The sequence below is a fragment of the Serratia plymuthica genome, from assembly GCF_018336935.1.
GTDB classification, from domain to species: domain Bacteria; phylum Pseudomonadota; class Gammaproteobacteria; order Enterobacterales; family Enterobacteriaceae; genus Serratia; species Serratia plymuthica_B.
Window position 1 is genome coordinate 1,228,958 of sequence record NZ_CP068771.1, and the last position, 21,367, is coordinate 1,250,324.

The 21,367-nt window shown below is 60.6% G+C and carries 25 protein-coding genes; 16 read left to right on the top strand and 9 right to left on the bottom strand.

From position 1 onward, the window contains the following. The first annotated feature begins 91 nt into the window (after positions 1 to 91). Positions 92 to 1,222 (top strand): Gfo/Idh/MocA family protein, encoded by a 1,131-nt coding sequence (locus tag JK621_RS05860; RefSeq protein ID WP_212558999.1) that lies wholly within the window; start codon positions 92 to 94, stop codon positions 1,220 to 1,222. Positions 1,223 to 1,439: 217 nt separating this feature from the next. On the opposite strand, the gene JK621_RS05865 is transcribed toward JK621_RS05860, so the two are convergent. Next, the gene (locus JK621_RS05865; RefSeq protein WP_212559000.1) at positions 1,440 to 1,985 is read right to left on the bottom strand and encodes an antibiotic biosynthesis monooxygenase; all 546 of its coding nucleotides are present in this window, start codon (positions 1,983 to 1,985) and stop codon (positions 1,440 to 1,442) included. A gap of 44 nt (positions 1,986 to 2,029) precedes the next feature. Beyond that, on the bottom strand, positions 2,030 to 2,650 hold the full coding sequence (locus JK621_RS05870; RefSeq protein WP_212559001.1) for a hydrolase: 621 nt from the start codon (positions 2,648 to 2,650) through the stop codon (positions 2,030 to 2,032). Between the two features lie 139 nt (positions 2,651 to 2,789). On the opposite strand from JK621_RS05870, the gene JK621_RS05875 reads away from it, so the two are divergent. The 8 genes from JK621_RS05875 (at position 2,790) to JK621_RS05910 (ending at position 10,162) form a co-directional block, all read left to right on the top strand. Beyond that, the gene (locus tag JK621_RS05875; RefSeq protein ID WP_212559002.1) at positions 2,790 to 3,698 is read left to right on the top strand and encodes a LysR substrate-binding domain-containing protein; all 909 of its coding nucleotides are present in this window, start codon (positions 2,790 to 2,792) and stop codon (positions 3,696 to 3,698) included. A gap of 142 nt (positions 3,699 to 3,840) precedes the next feature. Next, positions 3,841 to 4,317 (top strand): OsmC family protein, encoded by a 477-nt coding sequence (locus tag JK621_RS05880; RefSeq protein WP_212559003.1) that lies wholly within the window; start codon positions 3,841 to 3,843, stop codon positions 4,315 to 4,317. 88 nt (positions 4,318 to 4,405) lie between these two features. Further along, complete coding sequence (locus tag JK621_RS05885; RefSeq protein ID WP_212559004.1) at positions 4,406 to 5,473, top strand: fatty acid desaturase; 1,068 nt, start codon at positions 4,406 to 4,408, stop codon at positions 5,471 to 5,473. A gap of 29 nt (positions 5,474 to 5,502) precedes the next feature. Beyond that, positions 5,503 to 6,435 carry a glycine betaine ABC transporter substrate-binding protein OsmF gene (gene osmF / locus JK621_RS05890; RefSeq protein ID WP_212559005.1) on the top strand — a complete coding sequence of 311 codons (933 nt, stop codon included), beginning with the start codon at positions 5,503 to 5,505 and terminating at the stop codon, positions 6,433 to 6,435. A gap of 73 nt (positions 6,436 to 6,508) precedes the next feature. Continuing rightward, positions 6,509 to 7,669: an ABC transporter permease gene (locus JK621_RS05895; protein ID WP_212559006.1), complete on the top strand. Its 1,161-nt coding sequence runs from the start codon at positions 6,509 to 6,511 to the stop codon at positions 7,667 to 7,669. Then, positions 7,666 to 8,601, top strand: a complete 936-nt coding sequence (locus JK621_RS05900; protein ID WP_212559007.1) for an ABC transporter ATP-binding protein — start codon at positions 7,666 to 7,668, stop codon at positions 8,599 to 8,601. The genes JK621_RS05895 and JK621_RS05900 overlap by 4 nt, the downstream gene beginning before the upstream one ends. Continuing rightward, complete coding sequence (locus JK621_RS05905; RefSeq protein WP_212559008.1) at positions 8,598 to 9,374, top strand: ABC transporter permease; 777 nt, start codon at positions 8,598 to 8,600, stop codon at positions 9,372 to 9,374. The genes JK621_RS05900 and JK621_RS05905 overlap by 4 nt, the downstream gene beginning before the upstream one ends. 5 nt (positions 9,375 to 9,379) lie before the next feature. Next, on the top strand, positions 9,380 to 10,162 hold the full coding sequence (locus JK621_RS05910) for a phosphate/phosphite/phosphonate ABC transporter substrate-binding protein (protein ID WP_212559009.1): 783 nt from the start codon (positions 9,380 to 9,382) through the stop codon (positions 10,160 to 10,162). Between the two features lie 28 nt (positions 10,163 to 10,190). On the opposite strand, the gene JK621_RS05915 is transcribed toward JK621_RS05910, so the two are convergent. Then, positions 10,191 to 10,922 carry an SDR family oxidoreductase gene (locus JK621_RS05915; RefSeq protein ID WP_212559010.1) on the bottom strand — a complete coding sequence of 244 codons (732 nt, stop codon included), beginning with the start codon at positions 10,920 to 10,922 and terminating at the stop codon, positions 10,191 to 10,193. Positions 10,923 to 11,050: 128 nt separating this feature from the next. On the opposite strand from JK621_RS05915, the gene JK621_RS05920 reads away from it, so the two are divergent. Next, a complete protein-coding gene (locus tag JK621_RS05920) occupies positions 11,051 to 11,962 on the top strand; it encodes a LysR family transcriptional regulator (RefSeq protein WP_212559011.1) in 912 nt (303 codons plus the stop codon). Here JK621_RS05920 and JK621_RS05925 read toward each other — a convergent pair. The 4 genes from JK621_RS05925 to JK621_RS05940 all read right to left on the bottom strand — a co-directional run bounded on the left by JK621_RS05925 (position 11,950) and on the right by JK621_RS05940 (position 14,575). Continuing rightward, on the bottom strand, positions 11,950 to 12,129 hold the full coding sequence (locus JK621_RS05925) for a hypothetical protein (RefSeq protein WP_212559012.1): 180 nt from the start codon (positions 12,127 to 12,129) through the stop codon (positions 11,950 to 11,952). The genes JK621_RS05920 and JK621_RS05925 overlap by 13 nt on opposite strands. A 217-nt stretch (positions 12,130 to 12,346) precedes the next feature. Next, positions 12,347 to 13,258, bottom strand: a complete 912-nt coding sequence (gene yedA, locus JK621_RS05930; protein WP_212559013.1) for a drug/metabolite exporter YedA — start codon at positions 13,256 to 13,258, stop codon at positions 12,347 to 12,349. A gap of 137 nt (positions 13,259 to 13,395) precedes the next feature. Then, complete coding sequence (locus JK621_RS05935; RefSeq protein ID WP_212559014.1) at positions 13,396 to 13,887, bottom strand: DUF2878 domain-containing protein; 492 nt, start codon at positions 13,885 to 13,887, stop codon at positions 13,396 to 13,398. Between the two features lie 34 nt (positions 13,888 to 13,921). Then, positions 13,922 to 14,575, bottom strand: coding sequence for a helix-turn-helix transcriptional regulator (locus JK621_RS05940; protein ID WP_212559015.1), 654 nt, complete (start codon positions 14,573 to 14,575; stop codon positions 13,922 to 13,924). A gap of 104 nt (positions 14,576 to 14,679) precedes the next feature. Between JK621_RS05940 and JK621_RS05945 the strand changes: the two genes are divergently transcribed. The 6 genes from JK621_RS05945 (at position 14,680) to JK621_RS05970 (ending at position 19,259) form a co-directional block, all read left to right on the top strand. Beyond that, a complete protein-coding gene (locus JK621_RS05945) occupies positions 14,680 to 16,131 on the top strand; it encodes an MFS transporter (protein WP_212559016.1) in 1,452 nt (483 codons plus the stop codon). Between the two features lie 33 nt (positions 16,132 to 16,164). Next, a complete protein-coding gene (locus JK621_RS05950; protein ID WP_212559017.1) occupies positions 16,165 to 17,010 on the top strand; it encodes an AraC family transcriptional regulator in 846 nt (281 codons plus the stop codon). Positions 17,011 to 17,080: 70 nt separating this feature from the next. Then, a complete protein-coding gene (locus JK621_RS05955) occupies positions 17,081 to 17,791 on the top strand; it encodes an AzlC family ABC transporter permease (RefSeq protein ID WP_212559018.1) in 711 nt (236 codons plus the stop codon). Then, positions 17,788 to 18,099: an AzlD domain-containing protein gene (locus JK621_RS05960; protein WP_212559019.1), complete on the top strand. Its 312-nt coding sequence runs from the start codon at positions 17,788 to 17,790 to the stop codon at positions 18,097 to 18,099. The genes JK621_RS05955 and JK621_RS05960 overlap by 4 nt, the downstream gene beginning before the upstream one ends. A gap of 69 nt (positions 18,100 to 18,168) precedes the next feature. Beyond that, positions 18,169 to 18,738 (top strand): helix-turn-helix domain-containing protein, encoded by a 570-nt coding sequence (locus JK621_RS05965; protein WP_212559020.1) that lies wholly within the window; start codon positions 18,169 to 18,171, stop codon positions 18,736 to 18,738. Between the two features lie 2 nt (positions 18,739 to 18,740). Then, positions 18,741 to 19,259, top strand: a complete 519-nt coding sequence (locus JK621_RS05970) for a GNAT family N-acetyltransferase (RefSeq protein WP_212559021.1) — start codon at positions 18,741 to 18,743, stop codon at positions 19,257 to 19,259. A 174-nt stretch (positions 19,260 to 19,433) separates the two neighbouring features. On the opposite strand, the gene JK621_RS05975 is transcribed toward JK621_RS05970, so the two are convergent. Continuing rightward, entirely contained in the window at positions 19,434 to 20,249 is an 816-nt protein-coding gene (locus tag JK621_RS05975; RefSeq protein WP_212559022.1) for a 5'-nucleotidase, lipoprotein e(P4) family, read from the bottom strand. A gap of 41 nt (positions 20,250 to 20,290) precedes the next feature. Beyond that, complete coding sequence (locus JK621_RS05980) at positions 20,291 to 21,139, bottom strand: GNAT family N-acetyltransferase (protein WP_212559023.1); 849 nt, start codon at positions 21,137 to 21,139, stop codon at positions 20,291 to 20,293. Positions 21,140 to 21,367 lie beyond the last annotated feature (228 nt).

The following is a 21,367-nucleotide window of genomic DNA, read 5'->3' on the forward strand; positions in this document are numbered from 1 at the left end:
AAATTTATATTTCATATAACCTTGTCTCAGATGGCGCGTTTCATTAAGCGACGCGCTGGCCACATTACGGATATCGGCAGGGGAGAAGGTGATGAAACAGGTACGCGTTGGGTTAATTGGCACCGGCTACATTGGGCGTTGCCACGCGATTGCTTATGCGCAGGCGGCCACGGTATTTCCACTGAAAGGCGAACTGGTGCTGGAAATGCTGGCGGAAGTGACGCCGGAGTTGGCGCAACAGCGCGCCGCCGAATTTGGTTTCTCACGCTCTACCGGCGACTGGCGGCAGTTGGTGGCGGATCCGGCCATTGATGTGGTGGATATCTGCGCGCCAAACTTCCTGCACAAGGAGATGGCGCTGGAGGCGATCCGCCACGGCAAGCATGTTTATTCCGAAAAACCGTTGGCGCTGGACGCCAATGATGCCGCCGAAATGGTGCAGGCAGCCCGGGCCAAAGGGGTTAAAACGCTGGTGGGTTTCAACTATATGAAGAACCCGACCAGCCAACTGGCGCGCGAAATTATCGCCAACGGCGAGATTGGCGAGGTGGTGCATTTCTACGGTACCCACAATGAGGACTATCTCGCCGATCCGCGCACCCCGATAGACTGGCACTGCCGCAAGGCCAGCGCCGGATTGGGCGCGCTGGGGGATTTGGCGGCGCACATCGTTAACATGGCGCATTACCTGGTGGGCGATATCGTGGCGGTCTCCGGCGACATGCAGACCATTATCAAACAGCGGCCGGATGCCAAAGACCCGACGGTGATGCACGACGTGGAAAATGAAGATCAGGCCAGCGCCCTGGTGCGTTTTGCCGGCGGCGCCATGGGCACTATCGAAACCTCGCGCATTGCCTGCGGGCGCAAGATGGGGCTGACCTACGTAGTGACCGGCACCAAAGGCACGCTCAGCTATACCCAGGAGCGAATGGCGGAACTGAAGCTGTATCGTCACGACGAACCGGCAGAGCGGCAGGGCTTCAAAACGCTGCTGGTGGGGCCGAAGCACCCGGACTACGCGGCGTTTTGCATCAGTGCCGGGCACGGTATCGGTTTTAACGATCAGAAGACGGTGGAGATCCGCGATCTGGTCAACGGCATTGCCGCCGGCGATCGCATGTGGCCGGATTTTGAAGAAGGCTGGAAAGTGTCCTGCGTGCTGGATGCGATAGCCGCCTCCGCCGAGCAGCGTCGCTGGCTGGATATCAATCGCGACTAGGCGGCCGGTAGTGGCGCGTTCGGGCTGAAAAGGCCATGGCCTGGGATGTTAATCAGCTACCAGCTTAATAAGTTGTTAAGTTGGTAGCTTGATGTGATTAAAAACGCACAGCATGCGCAACAGAGCCTGCGCACGCCGTCGGCGGCGTAACCCTTTCCCTGTCGACTCCCCGCAATCACCCTTTCAATCTCCGTGATTTGCTCTCCTGGCAGACCGCCTAGTGGCGGATCAGCCATCGATGGAATACGCGGGTCACGATCGGCATCCAGAGGAAAACCACCAGCGCGACCACGGTAGCGTCATTGAGAAAATGGCCGGGCAGCGTACCGCCCAATTGCGGCAGCAGCTTGCCCCAGAACCAGGGCACCAGATTGGTGGAGGGGAAGATCACCAGCAGGGTGATCAAAAACTGTTTCCACTTGGCGGGTGGCCGGGTAGTGGCGCTCGGCGGCGTAAACCAGAATTCCGCGCCGGGGCGAATATCTACGTGGTCGTCTTCCAGCAACAGCGGTGCCACTTCTTCGATGTATTTCTTGCGCAGCGGCGAGTTGTTCCACTGGTTCAGATTTTCGATGCTGTCGAAACGCACCAATATCGTATAGGCCTGCTCGCTGCCGGTAGGGCGGATCACGTTAACGCCCAGGTGGCCGGCGAAGCCGGCGGCTTCCGGCATAATACGTTTCAGCCAGGCCTCGTAGGCCTGTTCCTGACCCGGCGCCAGGCGATGGGTGATCACTAACGTGACATGTTGCTGATGAACCATTAAATCAACTCCCAAAAAACCCTGCGTGCAGCCGGGGCAGAAGATTATTTTGCCGTGCGTGCCGGAGCAGCGGGCGCCTGTGCGTCAGTACCGCGGTGTTCGCGCATCAGCGCCATCACCGCGTCGTAGGTTTCTTTGCTTGCCCAGTTACGTTGGTATTCCAACAAGACCTGCTGCCAGGTCACCGGAGCGGCGCCGGCCTGGATCAGCGGGGCGATAGCGCGCTCGTACGCCTCGTTCGAGGCGCCGCCGGAGGCATCGGTAACCAGGTAAACTTCGTAACCGGCTTCCAGCGCCATCAATGCCGGGAAGGTCAAACCCGTTTCGGTCCACAGTGCGGAAACCACCAGCTTCTTGCGGTCGGTGGCCTCAATGGCTTTTATGAAAGCGGCGTCTTCCCAGGCGTTCATTGAGGTGCGTTTAAGGGGGGCGATTTCTGGGTGAACTGCCAGCAGTTCCGGCCAGATATCGCCGCTGAAACCCTCGGTTTCGACCGCGCTGAACAGGGTGGGAACGTTAAAAATCTTGCCGGCTTTGGCCAAACCTATAACGTTGTTTTTCAGTAGCCGGCGATCAATATTAGTCACACCAAAGGCCATCTGCGGCTGGTGGTCGATAAAAATCAGTGCGGAGTTATCTTTATCAAGTAATTGAAATTCAGACATGATTTACTTTCCCAATCCTACTGCGAATTAACCGCCGTAATGCAAAGCCGATAAAATGCAGGGTAGACAGGGGCTGATTTCAAAGATAGCGCAGAATTTTTGCCATCTTGTTGAGTTTTTTTATACACGGGGGAATACGGTGAGACTAAACCTGGAAGCGTTACTGATTTTGGATGCGCTGGATCGGCACGGCTCTTTCGCCGCTGCGGCTTCGGCCCTGTTCAAAACGCCATCGGCGCTGAGCTATATGGTGCAAAAACTGGAGAGCGACCTCGATATTACTCTGCTCGACCGTTCCGGCCACCGGGCGAAATTCACCGATACCGGCAAACTGATGTTGGAAAAGGGCCGGGTGCTGCTGCGGGCGGCGCAGGATCTGGAACAGCAGGCGCGCTACGTGGAGAACGGCTGGGAGAGCGAGATCACGCTGGGCATTGACGCGTCCTTCCCGTTCGAACGGCTGTTGCCGCTGATTGAAGAGTTTTATCAGCGCCATCATCATACCCGGCTGAGCTTCAGTCATGAGGTGCTGGCCGGCTCCTGGGAGTCGCTGGTTTATGGCTGCGCGGACATTATTATCGGCGCTATTTGTGAACCGCCGTCGCGCGTCGGCTATGCTTTCAGTCAATTGGGCCGGCTGGATTACGTGTTTGCCGTGGCCCCGCAGCATCCGCTGGCGGCGCTGTCCGAGCCCTTGCTGAAGGCCGATATCCGGCAGCACCGGGCAGTGGTGGTGCGGGATACCTCGCGAGTGAATGCACCGCAGAACCTGAATATCCTCGAAGAGCAAGATCAACTGACGGTCTTTGGCTTTGACGCCAAACTACGGGCGCAGCTCCGCGGCCTTGGCTGCGGTTATCTGCCGCGCTATCTGGCCGAACCTTACCTTAAAAGCGGCGAACTGGTGGCGAAAAACGTCGAAGCGGAACGTTGCAGCGATATCGCCTATTTTGGCTGGCGTGAAAGCGCCACCGGCCTGGCGGCAAAATGGTGGCGCGAACGGTTGCAGCAGTATGCCGATGCCGGAGAGGCGTACCCCGCAGAGTGAAACCGAGTACGCGTCACTGCGCTATATTATGGTGCTGCCGGATGAAGACGCTGCTTGTACCTTTGCCTGTTTTTCCCGATAGTTGGCGCGGGTCTTTCTTTGATTAGCGTTTTTTGATGCATGGCAAAAGGAACATCGGGCAATGAAAGGTGAACATCAGTACGACGTGGAAGTGAACTGGGAAGGCAACCTGGGCGCCGGTACGCCGGATTACAAATCTTACGGCCGCGATCATCGCATCAGCGCCGCAGGCAAGGCGGATATTGCCGGCTCCGCCGACCCGGCCTTTCGCGGCGACGCCGCACGCTGGAACCCGGAGGATCTGCTGGTGGCGTCAGTCAGCGCCTGCCACAAACTCTGGTATCTGCATCTGTGCGCCACGTCAGGCATTTCGGTGCTGGCCTATCAGGACAACGCCATCGGCATCATGCGTGAAGACGCCCAGCGCGGCGGGTTTTTTACTTCGGTTACGCTACGCCCGCGGGTAACGGTGCGGGACGGCGACGATCTGCAACTGGCGCAGCAACTGCATGAAAAAGCGCACCACCTGTGCTTTATCGCCAACTCGGTCAATTTCCCTATCGAATGTCAGCCGCAGGCCGTTTACGCAAATAGCTGATTTTTAACTTTGCTTTACCGCTTTCGTTATTTTGAGCGCCCATGCGGCTCGCAGATACTGAGGAAAATTTCCTACAGCGAGCCGCAGCATGTCCTCGACCCAAAGCCACAGCCACTATCTGCATTCTGCCCAGCGTAACTGGATCCGGCAATTGAACCGGCGCTGGTACTGGCGGCTGGAACTGCCGACCTGGGGCATTATGGCGGCGGTCTACGGCGGCTGGTTTGGCGTGGCGCACTACTGGCAGACGCTGGGGCCCTGGCTTGGCACACCGCTGCTGATCCTGCTGACCACCTGGTATATGTCGCTGCAACATGAACTTATCCATGGCCACCCAACGCGTTGGCCGCGAGTCAACCAGCTGTTTGGCCTGTTGCCGCTGGCGGTCTGGTATCCCTACGGCCTGTATCGCGATTCGCATATTCAGCACCACCGCAATGAACATCTGACCGATCCGCACGAAGATCCCGAAAGCTACTATTTCAGCCAGGCCCAATGGCGGCGTTTCCCCCGGCTGTTTCCGCTGTTGGCGAAGGTGCGCAATACGCTGGTCGGGCGAGTGCTGCTTGGCCCGGCGCTGGATATTATCGCTACGCTGGTCAACGCGCTGAAGGCTATTGCCGCCGGCGAACTGCGTACGCTGGCGATGTGGCTGGCGCATCTGCTGCTGTTGGTGGCGGTGCTGGCTTGGCTGCAACAGCAGGGCATTGGCGCGGTGTTCTACCTGTTGGCCGTCAGCTACCCGGCGCTGGCGCTGACCAAAGTGAGATCGTTTTTTGAGCATCGCGCCGTTGAAGCTCCGCAGGCACGTTCTATTATTAATGAGGCGGCGTGGCCGTGGCGGCTGTTGTTTCTCAATCTGAACTATCATTTAGTTCACCATGATCTGCCCGGCTTGCCGTGGTACGGTTTACGGGAAGTGTATCTGGCGGAGCGCGGCGCGTACCGGCAGCGCAGCCAGGGATTTGTGGTGCAGGGCTATGGCCGGTGGGTGAGCGACTACGCGTTTACCCCGGTGGCCGTTGAGGTTCACCCTTTCAGCGGCGGTGAGACGCCGGCGGCGCACCAGGGCGAATATGACGCCTGGCCGGCAGAGACATTGATTGCGCGATGGAAGCGCGCTTCTCAGGATTTTCCAATCGATCTGGCCAAATAGCCGGAAAATACACAACAAGAGGAAAAAGTATGGCTATCACCCCATCACGTGGACGTTTCTTTGCTCTGGCGTTGACCATGCTCGCCGCGAGCGTCGGCGTGGCGCAGGCGGCCGATACGGTGCGCGTCGGGTCAAAAATCGATACCGAAGGTTCGCTGCTCGGCAATATCATCGTGCAGGTGCTGGAATCCAACGGCATCAAAACCACCAACAAATTGCAGCTCGGCACCACCAAGGTGCTGCGCGGGGCGATCACCTCCGGCGAGATTGACGTCTACCCGGAATACACCGGCAACGGCGCATTTTTCTTCTCCGATGAAAAAGATCCGGCGTGGAAAAACGCTCAGGCCGGTTTCGAGAAGGTGAAGAAGCTCGATTACGACAAAAACAAAATCGTCTGGCTGGCTCCATCGCCGGCCAACAACACCTGGACCATCGCCATCCGTCAGGACGTGGCGGACGCCAACCACCTGAAAACCCTGGCCGATCTGAGCAAGTGGATCAACGGCGGCGGCAAGTTCAAGCTGGCGGCGTCGGCGGAGTTTATCGAACGCCCGGATGCACTGCCGGCGTTCCAAAATGCCTACGGCTTTAAACTGAATCAGGATCAACTGCTGTCGCTGGCCGGCGGCGATACCGCCGTGACCATCAAGGCGGCGGCGGAGCAAACCTCCGGCGTAAACGCGGCGATGGCCTACGGCACCGACGGCCCGGTGGCGGCGCTGGGGCTGCAAACGCTGGAAGATCCAAAAGGGGTGCAGCCGATTTACGCGCCGGCGCCGATTATCCGCGAGGCGGCGCTGAAACAGCACGCCAATATCGACGAACTGCTGAAGCCGGTATTTGCCTCACTGGATGGCCCGACGTTGCAGAAACTCAACGCGCAGATCGCGGTAGAAGGCCAGGATGCCAAACAGGTTGCGGCCGCTTATCTGAAAGAGAAAGGATTTGTTAAGGGATAACGCCGATATTCCCCCTCTCCCCTTGGGAGAGGGGCGGGATAGGGCCCATCAGACATGGAGCCGGAGAGTTTCTTTGATTATTGCCGTAAAAAACCGCGTTTTACTGACATTGCTTATTCTGTTGCTGCTGGCCGCATTTGGCCTGCCGTTTCTCAGCTATGCCCCCAATCGCCTGTTGTCGGGCAAGCCCATATCCCTGATCTCCCTGCTGCACGGCCCGGCGTTGTGGTTGTTGGTGCCGATGCTGGTGCTGGCGGTACTCAGCCTGTTGGCGCCGAACCGGCGTAATGCGTTGCTCACCGCGTTGGCCGCTTCGGTGCTGCTGACGCTGGCCTTCTGGCTGAGCGGGCATGCCGCGCAACAACTGGCGCAGGAAGGATCCAAACTGGCGCGCACCTCCTTGGGCAGCGGCTGCTGGCTGATATTGGCGTTGAGCCTGCTGATGGCCGCGGACGCCATGACCCGCCTCGCCGCCTCGCACCTGTGGCGTATCCTCGGCAATCTGCTGGTGGTGCTGCCTGCGTTGGCGCTGCTGTTTGGGCATAGGTTGGATCAGCTTTCGTTGCTGAAGGAGTACTACAACCGGCAGGACGTATTTGACGCCGCGCTGTTGCAGCACCTGACCATTCTGCTGGCGACGCTGGTGCCGGCGTTGCTGATTGGCGTGCCGCTCGGGGTGCTGTGTTTCCGTTCCCGCCGCTGGCAAACGCCAATCTTCTCGACCCTGAACATTATTCAGACCGTGCCCTCGATTGCGCTGTTTGGTCTGCTGATCGCGCCATTGGCCGGATTGGCGACGGCGGTGCCCTGGCTGGCGGAGCACGGCGTCAGCGGCATCGGCATGGCGCCGGCGATCGTTGCGTTGGTGCTGTACGCCCTGTTGCCGCTGGTGCGCAGCGTAGTGGCCGGGCTGCAAAGCGTGCCGGCCAGCGTGATCGAGTCTGCCCGCGGCATGGGCCTGACGCGCGGGCAGATTTTCTTCCGCGTGCAGTTGCCGCTGGCGTTACCGCTGTTTCTGACCGGCGTGCGTATTCTGGCGGTGCAAACCGTCGGCATGGCGGTGGTGGCGGCGCTGATCGGTGCCGGGGGGTTTGGCGCCATTGTTTTCCAGGGCCTGCTCAGCAGCGCGCTGGATTTGGTGCTGTTGGGGGTGATCCCGGTTGTCGTGATGGCGGTAATCGTCGATTCGCTGTTTAAATTTATGGTTTCACTATTGGACGTGTCACGCCGATGATTCACTTTAACCAGGTCAGCAAGATTTTTCAGGGCAAGCCGGCGGTGGACGACCTTACGCTGCAGATCGCCGAGGGCGAATTTGCCGTACTGATCGGCACCTCGGGTTCCGGTAAATCCACGACGTTAAAAATGATCAACCGGCTGATCGAGCACGATCGGGGCAAGATTTATTTTGCCGGCGAGGAGATCCAGAAATTCAAACCGCAGGATCTGCGCCGCCGGATGGGTTATGCCATTCAGTCTATCGGGCTGTTTCCGCACTGGACGGTGGAGGAGAACATCGCCACCGTGCCGCAACTGCTGAAATGGCCGCGAGCGCGCATTCGTGATCGGGTGACCGAACTGCTGGAGCTGCTGCACCTGGAGCCGGATCTGTTCCGCCGCCGCTACCCGCACCAGCTTTCCGGCGGGCAACAGCAGCGGGTTGGGGTAGCGCGGGCGCTGGCCGCCGATCCCGAGGTACTGCTGATGGATGAGCCTTTCGGCGCGCTGGATCCGGTGACGCGGGCGGCGCTGCAAACGGAGATCGCGCGCATTCATCATCTTTCCGGGCGCACCATCGTGCTGGTGACGCACGATATCGACGAAGCGCTGGCGCTGGCGGACCGCATCGTCTTGCTCGATCAGGGGCGCATTGTGCAGCAGGGCACGCCGCTGGAGCTGCTGACCGCGCCGACCAACGATTTTGTCCGCGATTTCTTCGGCCGCAGCGATCGCGGCATCAAGCTGCTGTCGCTGGGAACGGTGGCGGAGCGCATGCGCCCCGGCAGTGCCGACGGCGAGCCGATCGCTGCCGCCATGAGCCTGCGCGAAGCCCTGTCGGTGTTTGTGGCGCGCGGCAGTGAACGTTTACCGGTGGTGGGCGAACAGGGCGAAGCGCTCGGCGTGCTGCATTTCAACGATCTGATTAACCAAAAGGCGCTGTCATGAGTGCGCAGCGTTTCACGCGCTGGCTGCGCGATCCGCTGCCCTGGACCTTGGCTTTGCTGCTGGCGCTGGTGTTCGGCATGAATCATTTGCACGGGCTGTTCGCCGCCTGGTTCCCCGAGCTGGACCGGCCGATCTATCAGCAAGACAGCTTTATCTCGCTGGTGTGGGCGCATCTGTTGCTGGTGGCGGTTTCCAGCCTGATCGCCGTGGTGATTGGCGTGACGGCAGGGGTCTGCGTGACCCGCCGGGCCGGCAGGGAGTTCCGCTCGCTGGTGGAAACCCTGGTAGCGGTCGGTCAGACCTTCCCGCCGGTGGCGGTGCTGGCGGTTGCCGTGCCGGTGATGGGCTTTAGCGAGCAGCCGGCGATTATTGCCCTGGTGCTGTACGGCCTGCTGCCGATCTTGCAGGGGACGCTGGCGGGGATCGAATCTGTGCCCAGCGCCACGCGCGAGATTGCGCAGGGAGTGGGGATGAACGCCAGGCAGATCCTGTGGCGGGTCGAGCTGCCGCTGGCGGCACCGGTGATTGTCGCCGGTATCCGCACGTCGGTGATCATTAACATAGGTACGGCGGCGATCGCCTCCACCGTCGGCACCAAAACGCTGGGTTCGCCGATCATCATCGGCCTGAGCGGTTTCAATACCGCCTATGTGATCCAGGGGGCGGCGGTGGTGGCCTTGCTGGCGATCATCACCGATATGCTGTTTGAGCGTTGGGTGCGCTATCTTACCGCCTGGCGTCAGCAGACGCTGGCGGATCCTTCTGTGGGGTAAGGGACATGAAGCAGGTATCTTTGCCGATGTACGGCGTTACGCATCAACCGGCCGAGGCCTTTTGGCAGGTGCTGCGCGAAAAACTTCAAGATTTGGGGCTGGCGGATTTGCCGCCGCAATTGAGTTGGCCGCAGGACTTGGCGCGGCACTGGCAGCAGGACGATCTCTTGCTCAGCCAGACCTGCGGTTATCCGCTGGTCAGCAGCCTGCCGCAGGTACAACTGGTCGGCACTTATCACTATCGCGTCGAGGGTTGCGAGGGGCCGGAGTACAGCAGCTGGTTGGTGGTACGCGATGATGAGCCGGGCGAAAGCCTGGCGGATTTCCGCGGCCGGGTCGCGGCCTATAACAGCACCGATTCGCAGTCAGGCCATAACAGCCTGCGCGCGCTGATCGCGCCTTTGGCGCAAGACGGAAAATTCTTTCGCGCCGCCATCGCCTCCGGCGCGCATTATCAATCGCTCAAACTGATCCAAAACCGCGAAGCGGACATTGCGGCCATCGACTGCGTCAGCCTGGAATTGCTCAAACGGGCGCAACCGCAGGCGCTGGCGGGGCTGAAAATTATTGGCCGGACGGCCGTCGTTCCGGGGCTGCCGCTGATTACCTCCGCGCATACGCCGCCGGAACAGCTGCAAATATTGCGCGCCGGAGCGAAGGCGATGGTGGGGGAAGCGGTGAGCGACAGCCTGCTGATCGGCGATTTCACGCTGGTCCCCCGTTCGGCGTACCAAAAAATCACCGCACTGGAACAACAGGCTGCCGCGCTGGGGGTGACGGCGCTGTAGGCGATCCCCCAGGCGGCGCTTTCCACATTTACAGCAGGCCGCCGCCGTCGATATCAATCACGCTGCCGGTGATAAAGCCGTTTTCCATTGCCAGCAGATACCCTGCCGCCACGTCCGCCGCCTGGCCGACGCGCCCGACCGGCAGCCCGGCGCCGATGTTGGCGAACATCGCCTGACGCTGTTCGGCGCCAAGGGCATCGTAAGCTTCGGTGACGGTAACGCCGGGGCTGACCACGTTGACCCGTCGCGGCGCCAACTCTTTCGCCAACTGTTTGCCAATGGCCTCCAGCGCCGCATTGATGCCGGTTTTAATCAACTGCCCGCTGAGGTATTTGCGCGACAGCTGGCCGGAGGTCAGGGTGATGGAGCCCTGCGGTGACAAGGTAGGCAGCGCAGCCTGTATGGCGCGCAATGCGCCCCACAGTTTGACGTCGAAATTGGCCTGCGCCTCGTCAAAATCCGTATCCGCCAGCAGTTTGGCCTGGACCACCGGCCCGGCGGTGAACACCAGATGATCGAACTCGCCGACCTCGGCGAACAGCACACGCAGCGAATCTTCGTCGGTGACGTCCGCCTGCATTACCCGCAGGTTGCCGCCGTCGGCAGGTTGATAGTGCTGCATGCACCCGCTGCGGCGTGAGGCCAGCACTACGCTGGCGCCCTTTGCCACGGCGGCGTAAGCCACCGCCGCGCCGATGCCGCTGTTGCCGCCGATGATCACCAGCTTTTGCCGGTTCAGGGAAGAAGGAGAGATGGTCATGATAGTGCCTCGATTGCCATGAATGTCGATGTTATCTATCATCAGCCATTGAAAATCCGCGAACAATCAGCCTAAATGGCAAACACTTGTAAATTATTTTTAATAATAGGCGCAACGCCAGGATCCCCATGACATCCTTTATCGATCTCGACGTGTTCGTTCGCACGGTTGACGGCGGCAGTTTTTCAGAGGCGGCACGCGCGCTGGATATCACCCCGGCGGCGGCCAGCATTGCGGTTAAACGGCTGGAGCAGCGGCTGGGGGTACGGTTGTTGGTGCGATCCACCCGCAGCCTGCGGTTGACGGAGGAAGGGCGGCGTTATCTTGATAGCGCCCGGCTGGCGTTAGGCGCGTTGGCGGAAGGGGAACAGGCGATACGCGAGAAACACCAGGGGCTATCCGGCGTGCTGCAAATTTCTGCGCCGTCGGATTTTGGCCGCAACCTGTTGTTGGGATGGCTGGACGAATTCAAGCTTCAGCACCCGCATATTCAGCTGCAATTGCTGATTAACGACCGCCAGGCCGATCTGTTCCGCGAGCCGGTAGACATTGCGCTGCGCTTTGGCCAACTGGCGGATTCTTCGCTGGTGGCGCTGCCCATTTTGCCGCAGCACCGGCGCTTAATCTGCGCCAGCCCGGCTTATCTGCAAAGGTATGGCGCGCCGCAGACGCCGGCGGAACTGGCGCAACACGGCATTCTGATTTATCAGCCCAGCGGGCGCAGGCAGGCCGAATGGCGCTTGTGGCGCGGGGACGAGTGCATTGAAGTGCCGTTGAACGGCCATTATTTTACCGACGACGGCGAGGTGGCGCGGCGCTGGGCGCTGGCCGGGCACGGTATTGTCCGTAAATCGGCCATCGATGTGGTGGCGGACATTCACGCGGGGCGCCTGGTGCAGCTATTGCCGGAATGGCAAAGCGATGCGGTGCCCATCAGCCTGGTGTGCCCGCACCGTTCGCAGGTATCGGAGCGCGTCAGGCTGTTGCAACGTTTTTTACAGCAACGTTGCCAGGGCTGGATGGCGCATCACTTGGTCTGAATGCTGTCTGCCGGAGCCGTGCTGACGGCGGCGTCGCTGGTGGTGGTGCTGCTCTCTTCGAGCGGCGTGGTGGAACGGGTGTACATATTCAGCCCGGCCAGGAATACGCCACCCAGTGAACCAAAGGCGGCCAGGGCGATAACGAGGATAAACGCTTTTTTCAGCATAGGAATAATTTCGCAGGTTGTTCGGAACAGCGGGAATTATAGACCCTTTGTCGGGTGAAACAAGACCGGTTTTTATACCCGTGGTGTTTCCCGTCGCAGCCTTGTTGGCGGCGGTGCAGGGGCGAATATCTTCGCCCCGGGTCATACCCCGGTCACTGGGTTTACTCAGCTCCCGGGGATTTACGGTCTTGCCGCCACTCCCGCTATTTTGGGCATGCTATTTTCTGTTTATACGGCTTGCCGGGCGGGTGAACAGGTATTTGCCCAGCGTCACCAGCACCACCGCAGCGACGATAATCACCAGCGCGACCCATTCGCGCGGCGCCAGCGACTCGCCGGCAAAGCCGATGCCGAGCAGCACCGCGACCACCGGGTTGACGTAGGCATAGCTGGTCGCCACCGCCGGGCGCACGTTTTTCAGCAAAAACATGTAAGCGCTGATCGCCAGCATGGAGCCGAAGACGATCAGGTAACCCAGCGCGAAGAAGCCTTTGGCGCTGGGCATCTGGGTGAGGCGTTCGCCGCTCAGTTGGCTTACCGCCAGCAACACCACGCCGGCGACCAGCATTTCCGCCGCGCCGGCCATCGGCCCGGCGGGGAGAGAGATGCGTGATCCCAGCACCGATCCAAACGCCCAACTGGCGGAAGCCAGCAGGATCAGCAGCGCGCCGGTCGGGTTGCCGACCAGGTTATTGCCGGTATTCAGCAGCACGATCCCCACCAGGCCCAGCGCGATGCCCGCCCATTCCAGTTTGGTATTGCGCATGCCCCACAGCAGGCTGAAACACAGGGTAAACAGCGGTACCGTCGCCACCATCACCGCGGCAATGCCGGAAGGCACGTTCTGATGCTCCGCCACGGTCACCAGGCCATTGCCCACCGCCAACAGCAAAATGCCGATGGCGCCGGCGGCCAGCCACTGTTTTGGCGTTGGCAGGGCATGGCCGCGCAGCGCCAGGAAACTGAACAGCACGATCCCGGCGACCAGAAAGCGGATACCGGCCATCATCAACGGCGGCCAGCTCTCTACGCCCAGACGAATAGCGAAGTAGGTCGACCCCCAAACAATATATAACGTGAACAGCGCCCCGATTAACGGCAGGACGTTACGGCTATGTTGGCTAAGCATGGGTTTTTATTCTGCAGGGAAGGTTATTATTAGAGGACTCAGTAAACCCGATCGGGTGGCGGATAAGCAACGCTTTTCAGTACTTTTTTAATGGGAAAAGTGCCGGTGAAAAAGGAATGGCAGGCAAGCCTGCGCCGTTACGGGGCCGGCTTGTTCAGACGCGGCCAACTTACGGCGGGCAGAAAGACGGCCCAACCGACAGAGAGCAGCAACAGCATGATTTCCGGCGCGGCGCCCGGCTGTATTGCTCCCAACTTCCAGCCGACGATGCCCGCCAGCGGCCCGGCGATGGAACCCAGGACCGCCAGCGGCAAAGGGGCGGTTTTGATCAGATCCAGCAGCCAAAACCACCAGCAGCCGAAGGCCAGCCACAGGGCAATCATCCATAACGGCAACAGGCTGTGGCCGCTGAAATGCAGCACGCCGGCGTAGCTCCACAGGCTGTCCATCAGGATACCGGTCAGGGCGGCCAACAGCGCCCACCGCCGCCGGTGCGCCGGGGTAAAGATGAGCGCCAGCACCGCGCCGGCCAGCAGTACGGCATTGACCCGATCGCGCCCCAGGACCGCCAACAGCCAGGCGACGTTGATCCCCAGCGTCGCCAGCCAGAATCCGGCATGCGTTTTCATTGCGGTTTCGCCCGGTGCATGGGGGTGGGCCTGTTTACAGCAACGAGATACGATAAGCGCAACGGCGCGCGCCGGCCAGGATATGCTCGGAACGCTCGACCTGCGCCTGCAGCACCTCGGTGAAAATGCTCAGTTCCGCGCGGCAGAATCCCTGGCAGACGGTGGCGGCGGCGCAGATCGGGCAGTGATTTTCCACCAACAGAAACGAGCCGTCTTCCTGGGCGTGCCATTCGGCCATGTAGCCTTCGCGGGTACGGATGGCCGTCAGGCGCGCGACGCGCTCTTGCAAATCGATCGCGCCGATCATTGCCTGTTTGTAGTTAATGCGCGTTTCCTGTTCACGGGTATCGATCAGCAAGTCGATCGCCTGTTCGCCCAGTTTGTCGCGCACGGTGCGCAGCAGTTGCACCGTCAATTCGGAATGGGTATCCGGAAAACGCGCATTGCCGGCGACGGTCAGGTGCCACAGCTGCACCGGGCGGCCGACGCCGCGCGTTTCCGCCACCGCTTCAACCAAGCCCTCTTTCGCCAGCTTGACGAACTGCTGGCGCGCAGCTTCACCGGTGGTGCCAAGGACTTTCCCTGCATCAGACGCCTGTTGTGGGCCGCGGGTTTTCAATAGCGTCAACAAACGGTCACTGACCGACTGTGTGGTGCCATCGCTATTTTCCAAGTTTATTCTTGACATATTTCTCCGCCTCGCCCTACCATTATTCCAAGTTAACACTTGTTAAATTTAGCGCAATATCACCCGCAACTCAATGCCATTACTCTGAAAACAGGACGATAACCGTGATAACTAACGATGATAGCCGCTGGGGCGATCTTTTCTCCGGCAAAAACGGTGCCAGTGCGATCGCGCTCTCACTCGGCGTCGCGCTGCACGCCATCAATATTCTGGTCGCCACCACCATTTTGCCCTCGGTGGTGCAGGATATCGGCGGCCTGAATCTCTATGCCTGGAACACCACGCTGTTTGTGGTGGCGTCCATTCTCGGCTCTGCCTTATCCGCGCGGTTGCTCAGCGGCTATGGCGCACGCAGCGCCTATCTGGTGGCGTCGCTGTTTTTTATCGCCGGGGCGATGCTGTGTGCGCTGGCGCCGTCGATGCCGGTGATGTTGATCGGCCGAACGGTGCAGGGGTTTGGCGGCGGTCTGATCTTTGCGTTGTCCTATGCCATGATCAACCTGGTATTTGAGCAAAAGCTGTGGCCGCGCGCGATGGCATTGGTGTCGGCGATGTGGGGCATTGCGACGCTGGTGGGGCCGGCGGTGGGCGGGATTTTTGCCGAACTGCATGCCTGGCGCTGGGCTTTCGGCATCCTGCTGCCGATCATGGTACTGTACGCCGGTTTCACTTTCCTGATCCTGCCCAAGGGCAAACCCCAGCAACAGGCGGCACCGCTGCCGGCGGCTCAGCTGCTGCTGTTGGCGACGGCGGTGCTGGTGGTGTCCGCCGGTAGCCTGGCGGACAGCGCGTGGATCAACCTGGGTGGCATTGCTCTGGCGCTGCTGTTGATGGCCTGGCTGATACAGCGTGAGGCGCACTCTCGTGCACGGCTGCTGCCGCAGGGCGCTCTGCGTCGCGGCTCCCAACTGGCCTCGCTGTATATCACCGTCTCCCTGCTGGTGGTTGGCATGACCAGCGAAATCTTCGTGCCTTACTTCCTGCAAACCCTGCATGGCCAATCGCCGCTGATCTCCGGCTACATTGCGGCCACCATGGCGGCGGGGTGGACGCTGTCGGAAATCCTCAGTTCCGGCTGGCGCAGCGCGGGCATCCGCCGGGCGATCATCAGCGGGCCGCTGTTCGTGCTGGTGGGGTTGCTGGCGCTGGCTATTCTGATGCCGACCTCTTCCGGCGGCCACTGGCTGGCGTTGACGCCGATCGTGATCGCGCTGACGCTGGTGGGATTCGGCATCGGTTTCGGCTGGCCGCATCTGTTGACGCGGATCCTGCAGGTCGCCCCTGAAGCGGATAAGGATATCGCCGGCGCATCCATCACCACGGTGCAGCTGTTTGCCACTGCCTTTGGCGCGGCGCTGGCCGGGATGATCGCGAATCTGGCCGGGTTGAACGAGCCGGGCGGCGCGGTGGGGGCGGCCAATGCCGCACGCTGGTTATTCCTGCTGTTTGCCCTGGCGCCGTTGCTGGCGGTGTTCAGCGCCTGGCGCTGTGCGGCCATCGCGCCGCCGGCCGACGAGACGGGCAATTTTGTACAAAACCATCCGTCCACTGAATGATAGAATAAACTTCATTCAGCGGAGGCGGATATTATGGTGGAAAGCGCAGGGCGTAACGCTCGTCGGGAGCAGGCCAGCTTTATGCACGTCGACGAACTCGGCGGGCTGGGGGTGCTGCAGGCCACCTATCGCCGTCAGACTTTCTCGCGCCACAGCCACGAAGGCTTTTGCGTGGGGGTGATCGACGACGGCGCCCAGCGTTTTTATCGGACCGGCGGCGAGCACGTGGCGCCGCTGGGCAGCATTATTCTGGTCAACGCCGACGATATCCATACCGGCAGCGCCGCCAGCGAAGACGGCTGGTCTTATCAGGCGATGTATCCTACCCCGGAGTTGCTGGCGTTTCTCTCGCGAGATTTGAAAACCGGCGCCGGGGCAACGCCTTATTTCCCCAGTCCGGTGATTCACGATGTCGGCCTTGCCGGCCAGTTGCGGTTGGCGTTCAGCCTGCTGCGCAGCGATGAAAACCGTCTGCTGAAAGAAACCATGGTGTTTTCCGCGCTCACCTGGCTGATGCTGCGGCACGGGAAAAACCGCATCGACCCCGCGCCGCAGAGTAAGGCGCAGCGCCAGGTCACGCAGGTAAAGGCTTTTCTGGATGATTTCCCCGAGGCGGACATTTCGTTGCTGGAGCTGGCGGAACGGGTGGCGCTCAGCCCTTACTATCTGCTGCGTCAGTTTCAATTGGCCACAGGTTTGCCGCCGCATGCTTACCAAATCCAGGCCCGGCTGCGCAAGGCGCGCCAAATGCTGAAGGCCGGCCACGGCGTGCTGGACAGTGCGCTGAGCAGCGGTTTTCACGATCAAAGCCATTTCCACCGCCATTTCCGCAAATCTATGGGCATCACGCCCGGCGACTATGTTAAGTCGCTGAAATAGCAGCGCAATCCTGTGCAATACCCCGGAAGCATCCTGCCGTAGGCTGTGCCTTCAAACGAAGGAGAACAGCATGACGCATTTATCAATCCTCAGCGAACCGCCGGTGTCCCGGCTGCGCCCGGCGTTGCAAGGGGCGGCGGCGATTCTGCCGCTGTGTCTGGCGGTGTTGCCCTGGGGCATCCTGGCGGGGTCGATGGCCATCCAGAGCGGCCTGACGGCGGCGCAGGGGCTGGGCATGTCGGCCATTGTCTTTGCCGGCGCCTCGCAACTGGTGGCGATGGGCATGATCAAAGGCGGGGCGGGGTTGCTGGCCATCTTGGTCTCGACCTTTTTTGTCACCGCCCAGCATTTTCTGTATGGCCTGCGGCTGCGGGAAAGCGTAGCGCCGCTCCCTTTGCGCTGGCGTTTGCTGTTGGGGTTCCTGTTGACCGATGAGCTGTTTGCCCTCACCGGCAACCAGGCTCCGGCGCGCTTTAACCGCTGGTACGCGCTGGGCGCCGGGCTGACCTTTTACCTGAGCTGGATTTTTTTCACTCTGTTGGGCGTGCTGGCCGCCGGCAGCGCCGAGGATCTGGACCGTTATGGCCTGGATTTCTCCATTGCCGCCACGTTTATCGCCATCGTGGTGCCGATGATCCGTAGCCTGCCGGTGCTGGCATGCGTACTGACTGCGTTGCCGCTGTCGGTGGCGCTGCATTATTTTCAGGTGCCGGGCGCGTTGATTATCACCACCGTTGCGGCGATGGGCGCCGGCATGCTGTGCAGCAAGGGGCGCCCATGATTTGGCTGACGATAGTGCTGATGGGGCTGGTGGTGTTTTTCAATCGTTACTGTTTTTTGGCGCCGGGCCTGCCGGTGCGGCTGTCGCCGCGCTACAGGCGCCTGCTGAGTTTTTCCGTGCCGGCGGTGCTGACGGCGATCTGCGGACCGATCCTGGCTTTCAGCGGCGATACCCTGCGCGCGATGCCGGATAACCCTTATCTGTGGGGGGCGCTGTTTGCGGTGATACTGGCGTTTTTCTTGCGCAATATGTTGGCGGTGGTGCTGCTGAGCATGCTGATTTTCATCACCCTGTGCGGCCTGTTTTAAAATCCGGTTGACGAATCTCTTATTTGAGATTATTTCTCTTATATGGGATTTATCATCGGGAGCATGAGAATGGATAACGGAATGGAAAGCGCCGATCTCCGCTTGGCGCAGCGGTTGTCTGACTTGCGTCAGTGGCAGAGTTGGTCGCTGGAGGAATTGGCGCAGCAAACCGGCATCAGCCGGGCGACGCTGTCGCGAGTGGAGCGTGCGGAAACCAGCCCGACCGCTTCGTTGCTGAACAAGCTGTGCTCGGCGTATGGGCTGACCATGTCACGTCTGCTGAGCGAGGTCGAGGATGAGCCGCCGGAACTGCTGCACCGCGAGCAGCAACCGGTGTGGGTCGACAGCGCCAGCGGTTTTCATCGCCGCTCGGTATCGCCGCCCGCCGCGCTGTTCAAGGCGGAGTTTATCGAGTGTCGGCTTGAAGCCGGGGCGGAAATCGCCTATGACGCGCCTTCGGTACATGCGCTCGAGCACCATCTTTGGCTGTTGGAAGGCCGGCTCGAGCTGACGCTTGAGGACCGCACCTTCCAGCTTGAACCTGGCGACTGTCTGCGTTACCGGCTGTTCGGCGCTTCCAGGTTTGCCGTGCCCGGCACCGTGCCGGCCCATTACACCCTTGTTATCTGCAGGCCCTGATCATGATTGAGATACAGCAACTGAATGCCGAGGCGGCACAAAGCGCCGTTCCCGAGCTGGCCGAGATGTTGCAAGCCAGCGTATCGCAAGGCGCGAGCATTGGTTTTGTGATGCCTTTCACCCTGGAACAGGCACAGGCGTTCTGGCGCCGTCTGCTGCCGGCGATTGAGCGTGAGGAAAGGCTCCTGCTGGTCGCCCGGCAAGCGGGGCGAGTGGTCGGCACGGTGCAACTGCTGCTGGACATGCCTGACAACGGCCGCCACCGCGCCGAGGTAGTGAAATTGATGGTGCATCCGCAGGCTCGCCGCCAGGGCATCGCCCGTGAGCTGATGCTGCAAATTCAGCAAAGAGCGATTCAGCATCAGCGGCATTTATTGGTGCTGGATACCCTGACCGGCGACACGGCCGAGGGCATGTACCGTCAACTCGGGTTTCAGCTGGCGGGAAGCATTCCGCAGTACGCCCGCGCCAGCAATGGCGGTGCGCTGGATGCCACCAGTTATATGTACAAATTATTGTGAGTATACCCGTCGTCTTTCAAGCTACAGCGTTGTTGGCCGCACTCGTTCACCCCAGTCACTTACTTGAGTAAGCTCCTGGGGCTGAACGAGCTTGCCGCCTAGCTGTAACTTGAAATCCATAGGGTATGCGCAGAGCGCGAATGTAATGGAAAAAAGTACGCTGCTTTTACGCGATTACTGCCCGTTCCAGGCCTTGATGGCCTGTTGGCGGATTTGCAGCTTCTGCTCCGGCGTCAGCTTGTTGTAATCGCGGGCCATACCGCTTTCCCAGTCGCCGTACAGCGGGTTAGGCAGCACGATAAACTCGGTGCCGAACCTGCTTTGATTATCGCTGACGAATGCCCGACGTTGCGCGTTATCCTTGTGATAGGTTGCCGCGCCGAAGTCGTTCAGGTTGTCGCCGGCGTACACCACGATGTCATAGCCTGCCTGTTTGATGGCGTCAAAGCGCGCCTGCTTGTTGGACGTGTCGCTGCTGAGCAGTACGGTTTTTTCCGACATGCCGGTAAAGCCCAGTTTCTGCATATTGGCGACCGTAGCGGCGTATTCGGACACTTTGCGATTGGAGACGTAGAACATCGTGCCCTGGTGGCTGTTGACGTAGCGGGCAAACTGCACCGCGCCCGGCACGGCCCCCGCCTGTTCGGCCTGCGACCATTTGGCCCAGGTGTCGGCGGCGAACGGCTTGCCTTGCTGCGCCTGCCAGCCGGAATACGGGCTATTGTCCAGCAGGGTTTCGTCCAGATCGACCACCACGGCTTTCTTCTTGCCCGGTGCGGCCTTGGCCTGATCGAAGGCGCGTTTGCCGCTGTTGAACGCCTGGTGCGCCAACGCCTGGTATTCACCGGACTGCTGGAACCAGTTCAGCGCCAGCACCGACTGGTCCGCCAGCCGCTGTTGGGCCTGCAGATCGGTTTTCGGCGGCTGCGCGCAGCCGGTCAGCGTCAATAGCGCAATGCCGATCGCCGCGCCAAGGGTCATTTTCTGCATGTTTTCTCCTGCTCTGCATTTAAGGGATAACTTTCGGGTGGTTATTGTGCGGTATTCAACGTCATCGCCATCTCAAACTGGCGTAGCGCGTCTTGCCGCCAGCCGAGCCGGTCAAAGAAGGGCGCTGCTACCTCGGGAACGTAAACGTTGGCTGCCAGCGGCAGCGGCGAAAACTGCGCCTGCAACGCGGCCAGCAGCGCTCGGGCATGCCCTTTGCCACGGTGCTGCGGCGGCACGTAGATCATGCGCAGGAAACACTTCTCGGCCCCGGCCTGCACCACCGCATAGGCCTGGCGGTCAAGGGTGAAGGCGTGCGGTTTGCCGTGCAGCTTGTAGAGCGATTCCGGTGCGATCAGCCAGGGCTGGTCGGTGGCGCCTTCGGCGGTCAGGCGGTGCGAGACGGTCAACGGGTCAATCTCTTGCAGCGCCGCCACGTCGGCGGTTGCCGGTTCATCGGCCTGGTGGCCGGTCAGGGTGCGGACGATGCGCAGCCCGGCCTGATGATAGAGCGCCAGTGCGGCCTCGTTGCCTTCGATCACCTCCAGCGACAGCCGACGATCGCCACGCTTATGCGCGTCGGCGACGATACGCTGCATCAGCGCTTTCCCCAGCCCTTTGCCGCGCATTTCCGGGCGAATGGACAGCGCCGCTATCCGGCTGTGCAGGCCACGGCGGCTTATCAGCGCCAGCGCCACCGGCTGTTGTTGATGGGTGACGATCAGGCTGTCGTTCAGGCTGAGGTCTTCGGCGCCGAAACGGCTGGCGAAGGTGGCGCCGTCAATGACAAAACGCACAATGTAGTTTTCAAAACAGTGGCAGAGGATCTGCGCCAATTGGTCGCTGCTGTAGCGCAGGGCGCTGTGATACTCAAACGGCCCATCGTTGTGCATGGCTTATTCCTGTGGGAAAGGGAGGCGATATCCGTCATCTTTCAGGCTGCAAGCTTGTGGTCTGCAACGTGAAAGCCATAGGGTATTACATCTAGACCTTATTGTTTTACAAGGCAAGTTTCTGCGTGCGGTGACGGGATGCAGAGCGGGAATCGGGCAGGGGACCAGGGCAGAAAGCGTAAATGAAAAAAGCCGGGCGCAGCCGCCCGGCGAAATAAATCTTTTCAA

What these genes read in the sequence shown, in the direction of transcription:
- JK621_RS05860 (WP_212558999.1), top strand. Translation starts at nt 92, where the DNA reads ATGAAACAGGTACGCGTTGGGTTAATTGGCACCGGCTACATTGGGCGT.
- JK621_RS05865 (WP_212559000.1), bottom strand. Translation starts at nt 1,985, where the DNA reads ATGGTTCATCAGCAACATGTCACGTTAGTGATCACCCATCGCCTGGCG.
- JK621_RS05870 (WP_212559001.1), bottom strand. Translation starts at nt 2,650, where the DNA reads ATGTCTGAATTTCAATTACTTGATAAAGATAACTCCGCACTGATTTTT.
- JK621_RS05880 (WP_212559003.1), top strand. Translation starts at nt 3,841, where the DNA reads ATGAAAGGTGAACATCAGTACGACGTGGAAGTGAACTGGGAAGGCAAC.
- JK621_RS05885 (WP_212559004.1), top strand. Translation starts at nt 4,406, where the DNA reads ATGTCCTCGACCCAAAGCCACAGCCACTATCTGCATTCTGCCCAGCGT.
- osmF (WP_212559005.1), top strand. Translation starts at nt 5,503, where the DNA reads ATGGCTATCACCCCATCACGTGGACGTTTCTTTGCTCTGGCGTTGACC.
- JK621_RS05900 (WP_212559007.1), top strand. Translation starts at nt 7,666, where the DNA reads ATGATTCACTTTAACCAGGTCAGCAAGATTTTTCAGGGCAAGCCGGCG.
- JK621_RS05905 (WP_212559008.1), top strand. Translation starts at nt 8,598, where the DNA reads ATGAGTGCGCAGCGTTTCACGCGCTGGCTGCGCGATCCGCTGCCCTGG.
- JK621_RS05910 (WP_212559009.1), top strand. Translation starts at nt 9,380, where the DNA reads ATGAAGCAGGTATCTTTGCCGATGTACGGCGTTACGCATCAACCGGCC.
- JK621_RS05915 (WP_212559010.1), bottom strand. Translation starts at nt 10,922, where the DNA reads ATGACCATCTCTCCTTCTTCCCTGAACCGGCAAAAGCTGGTGATCATC.
- JK621_RS05920 (WP_212559011.1), top strand. Translation starts at nt 11,051, where the DNA reads ATGACATCCTTTATCGATCTCGACGTGTTCGTTCGCACGGTTGACGGC.
- JK621_RS05925 (WP_212559012.1), bottom strand. Translation starts at nt 12,129, where the DNA reads ATGCTGAAAAAAGCGTTTATCCTCGTTATCGCCCTGGCCGCCTTTGGT.
- yedA (WP_212559013.1), bottom strand. Translation starts at nt 13,258, where the DNA reads ATGCTTAGCCAACATAGCCGTAACGTCCTGCCGTTAATCGGGGCGCTG.
- JK621_RS05935 (WP_212559014.1), bottom strand. Translation starts at nt 13,887, where the DNA reads ATGAAAACGCATGCCGGATTCTGGCTGGCGACGCTGGGGATCAACGTC.
- JK621_RS05940 (WP_212559015.1), bottom strand. Translation starts at nt 14,575, where the DNA reads ATGTCAAGAATAAACTTGGAAAATAGCGATGGCACCACACAGTCGGTC.
- JK621_RS05950 (WP_212559017.1), top strand. Translation starts at nt 16,165, where the DNA reads ATGGTGGAAAGCGCAGGGCGTAACGCTCGTCGGGAGCAGGCCAGCTTT.
- JK621_RS05955 (WP_212559018.1), top strand. Translation starts at nt 17,081, where the DNA reads ATGACGCATTTATCAATCCTCAGCGAACCGCCGGTGTCCCGGCTGCGC.
- JK621_RS05960 (WP_212559019.1), top strand. Translation starts at nt 17,788, where the DNA reads ATGATTTGGCTGACGATAGTGCTGATGGGGCTGGTGGTGTTTTTCAAT.
- JK621_RS05965 (WP_212559020.1), top strand. Translation starts at nt 18,169, where the DNA reads ATGGATAACGGAATGGAAAGCGCCGATCTCCGCTTGGCGCAGCGGTTG.
- JK621_RS05970 (WP_212559021.1), top strand. Translation starts at nt 18,741, where the DNA reads ATGATTGAGATACAGCAACTGAATGCCGAGGCGGCACAAAGCGCCGTT.
- JK621_RS05975 (WP_212559022.1), bottom strand. Translation starts at nt 20,249, where the DNA reads ATGCAGAAAATGACCCTTGGCGCGGCGATCGGCATTGCGCTATTGACG.
- JK621_RS05980 (WP_212559023.1), bottom strand. Translation starts at nt 21,139, where the DNA reads ATGCACAACGATGGGCCGTTTGAGTATCACAGCGCCCTGCGCTACAGC.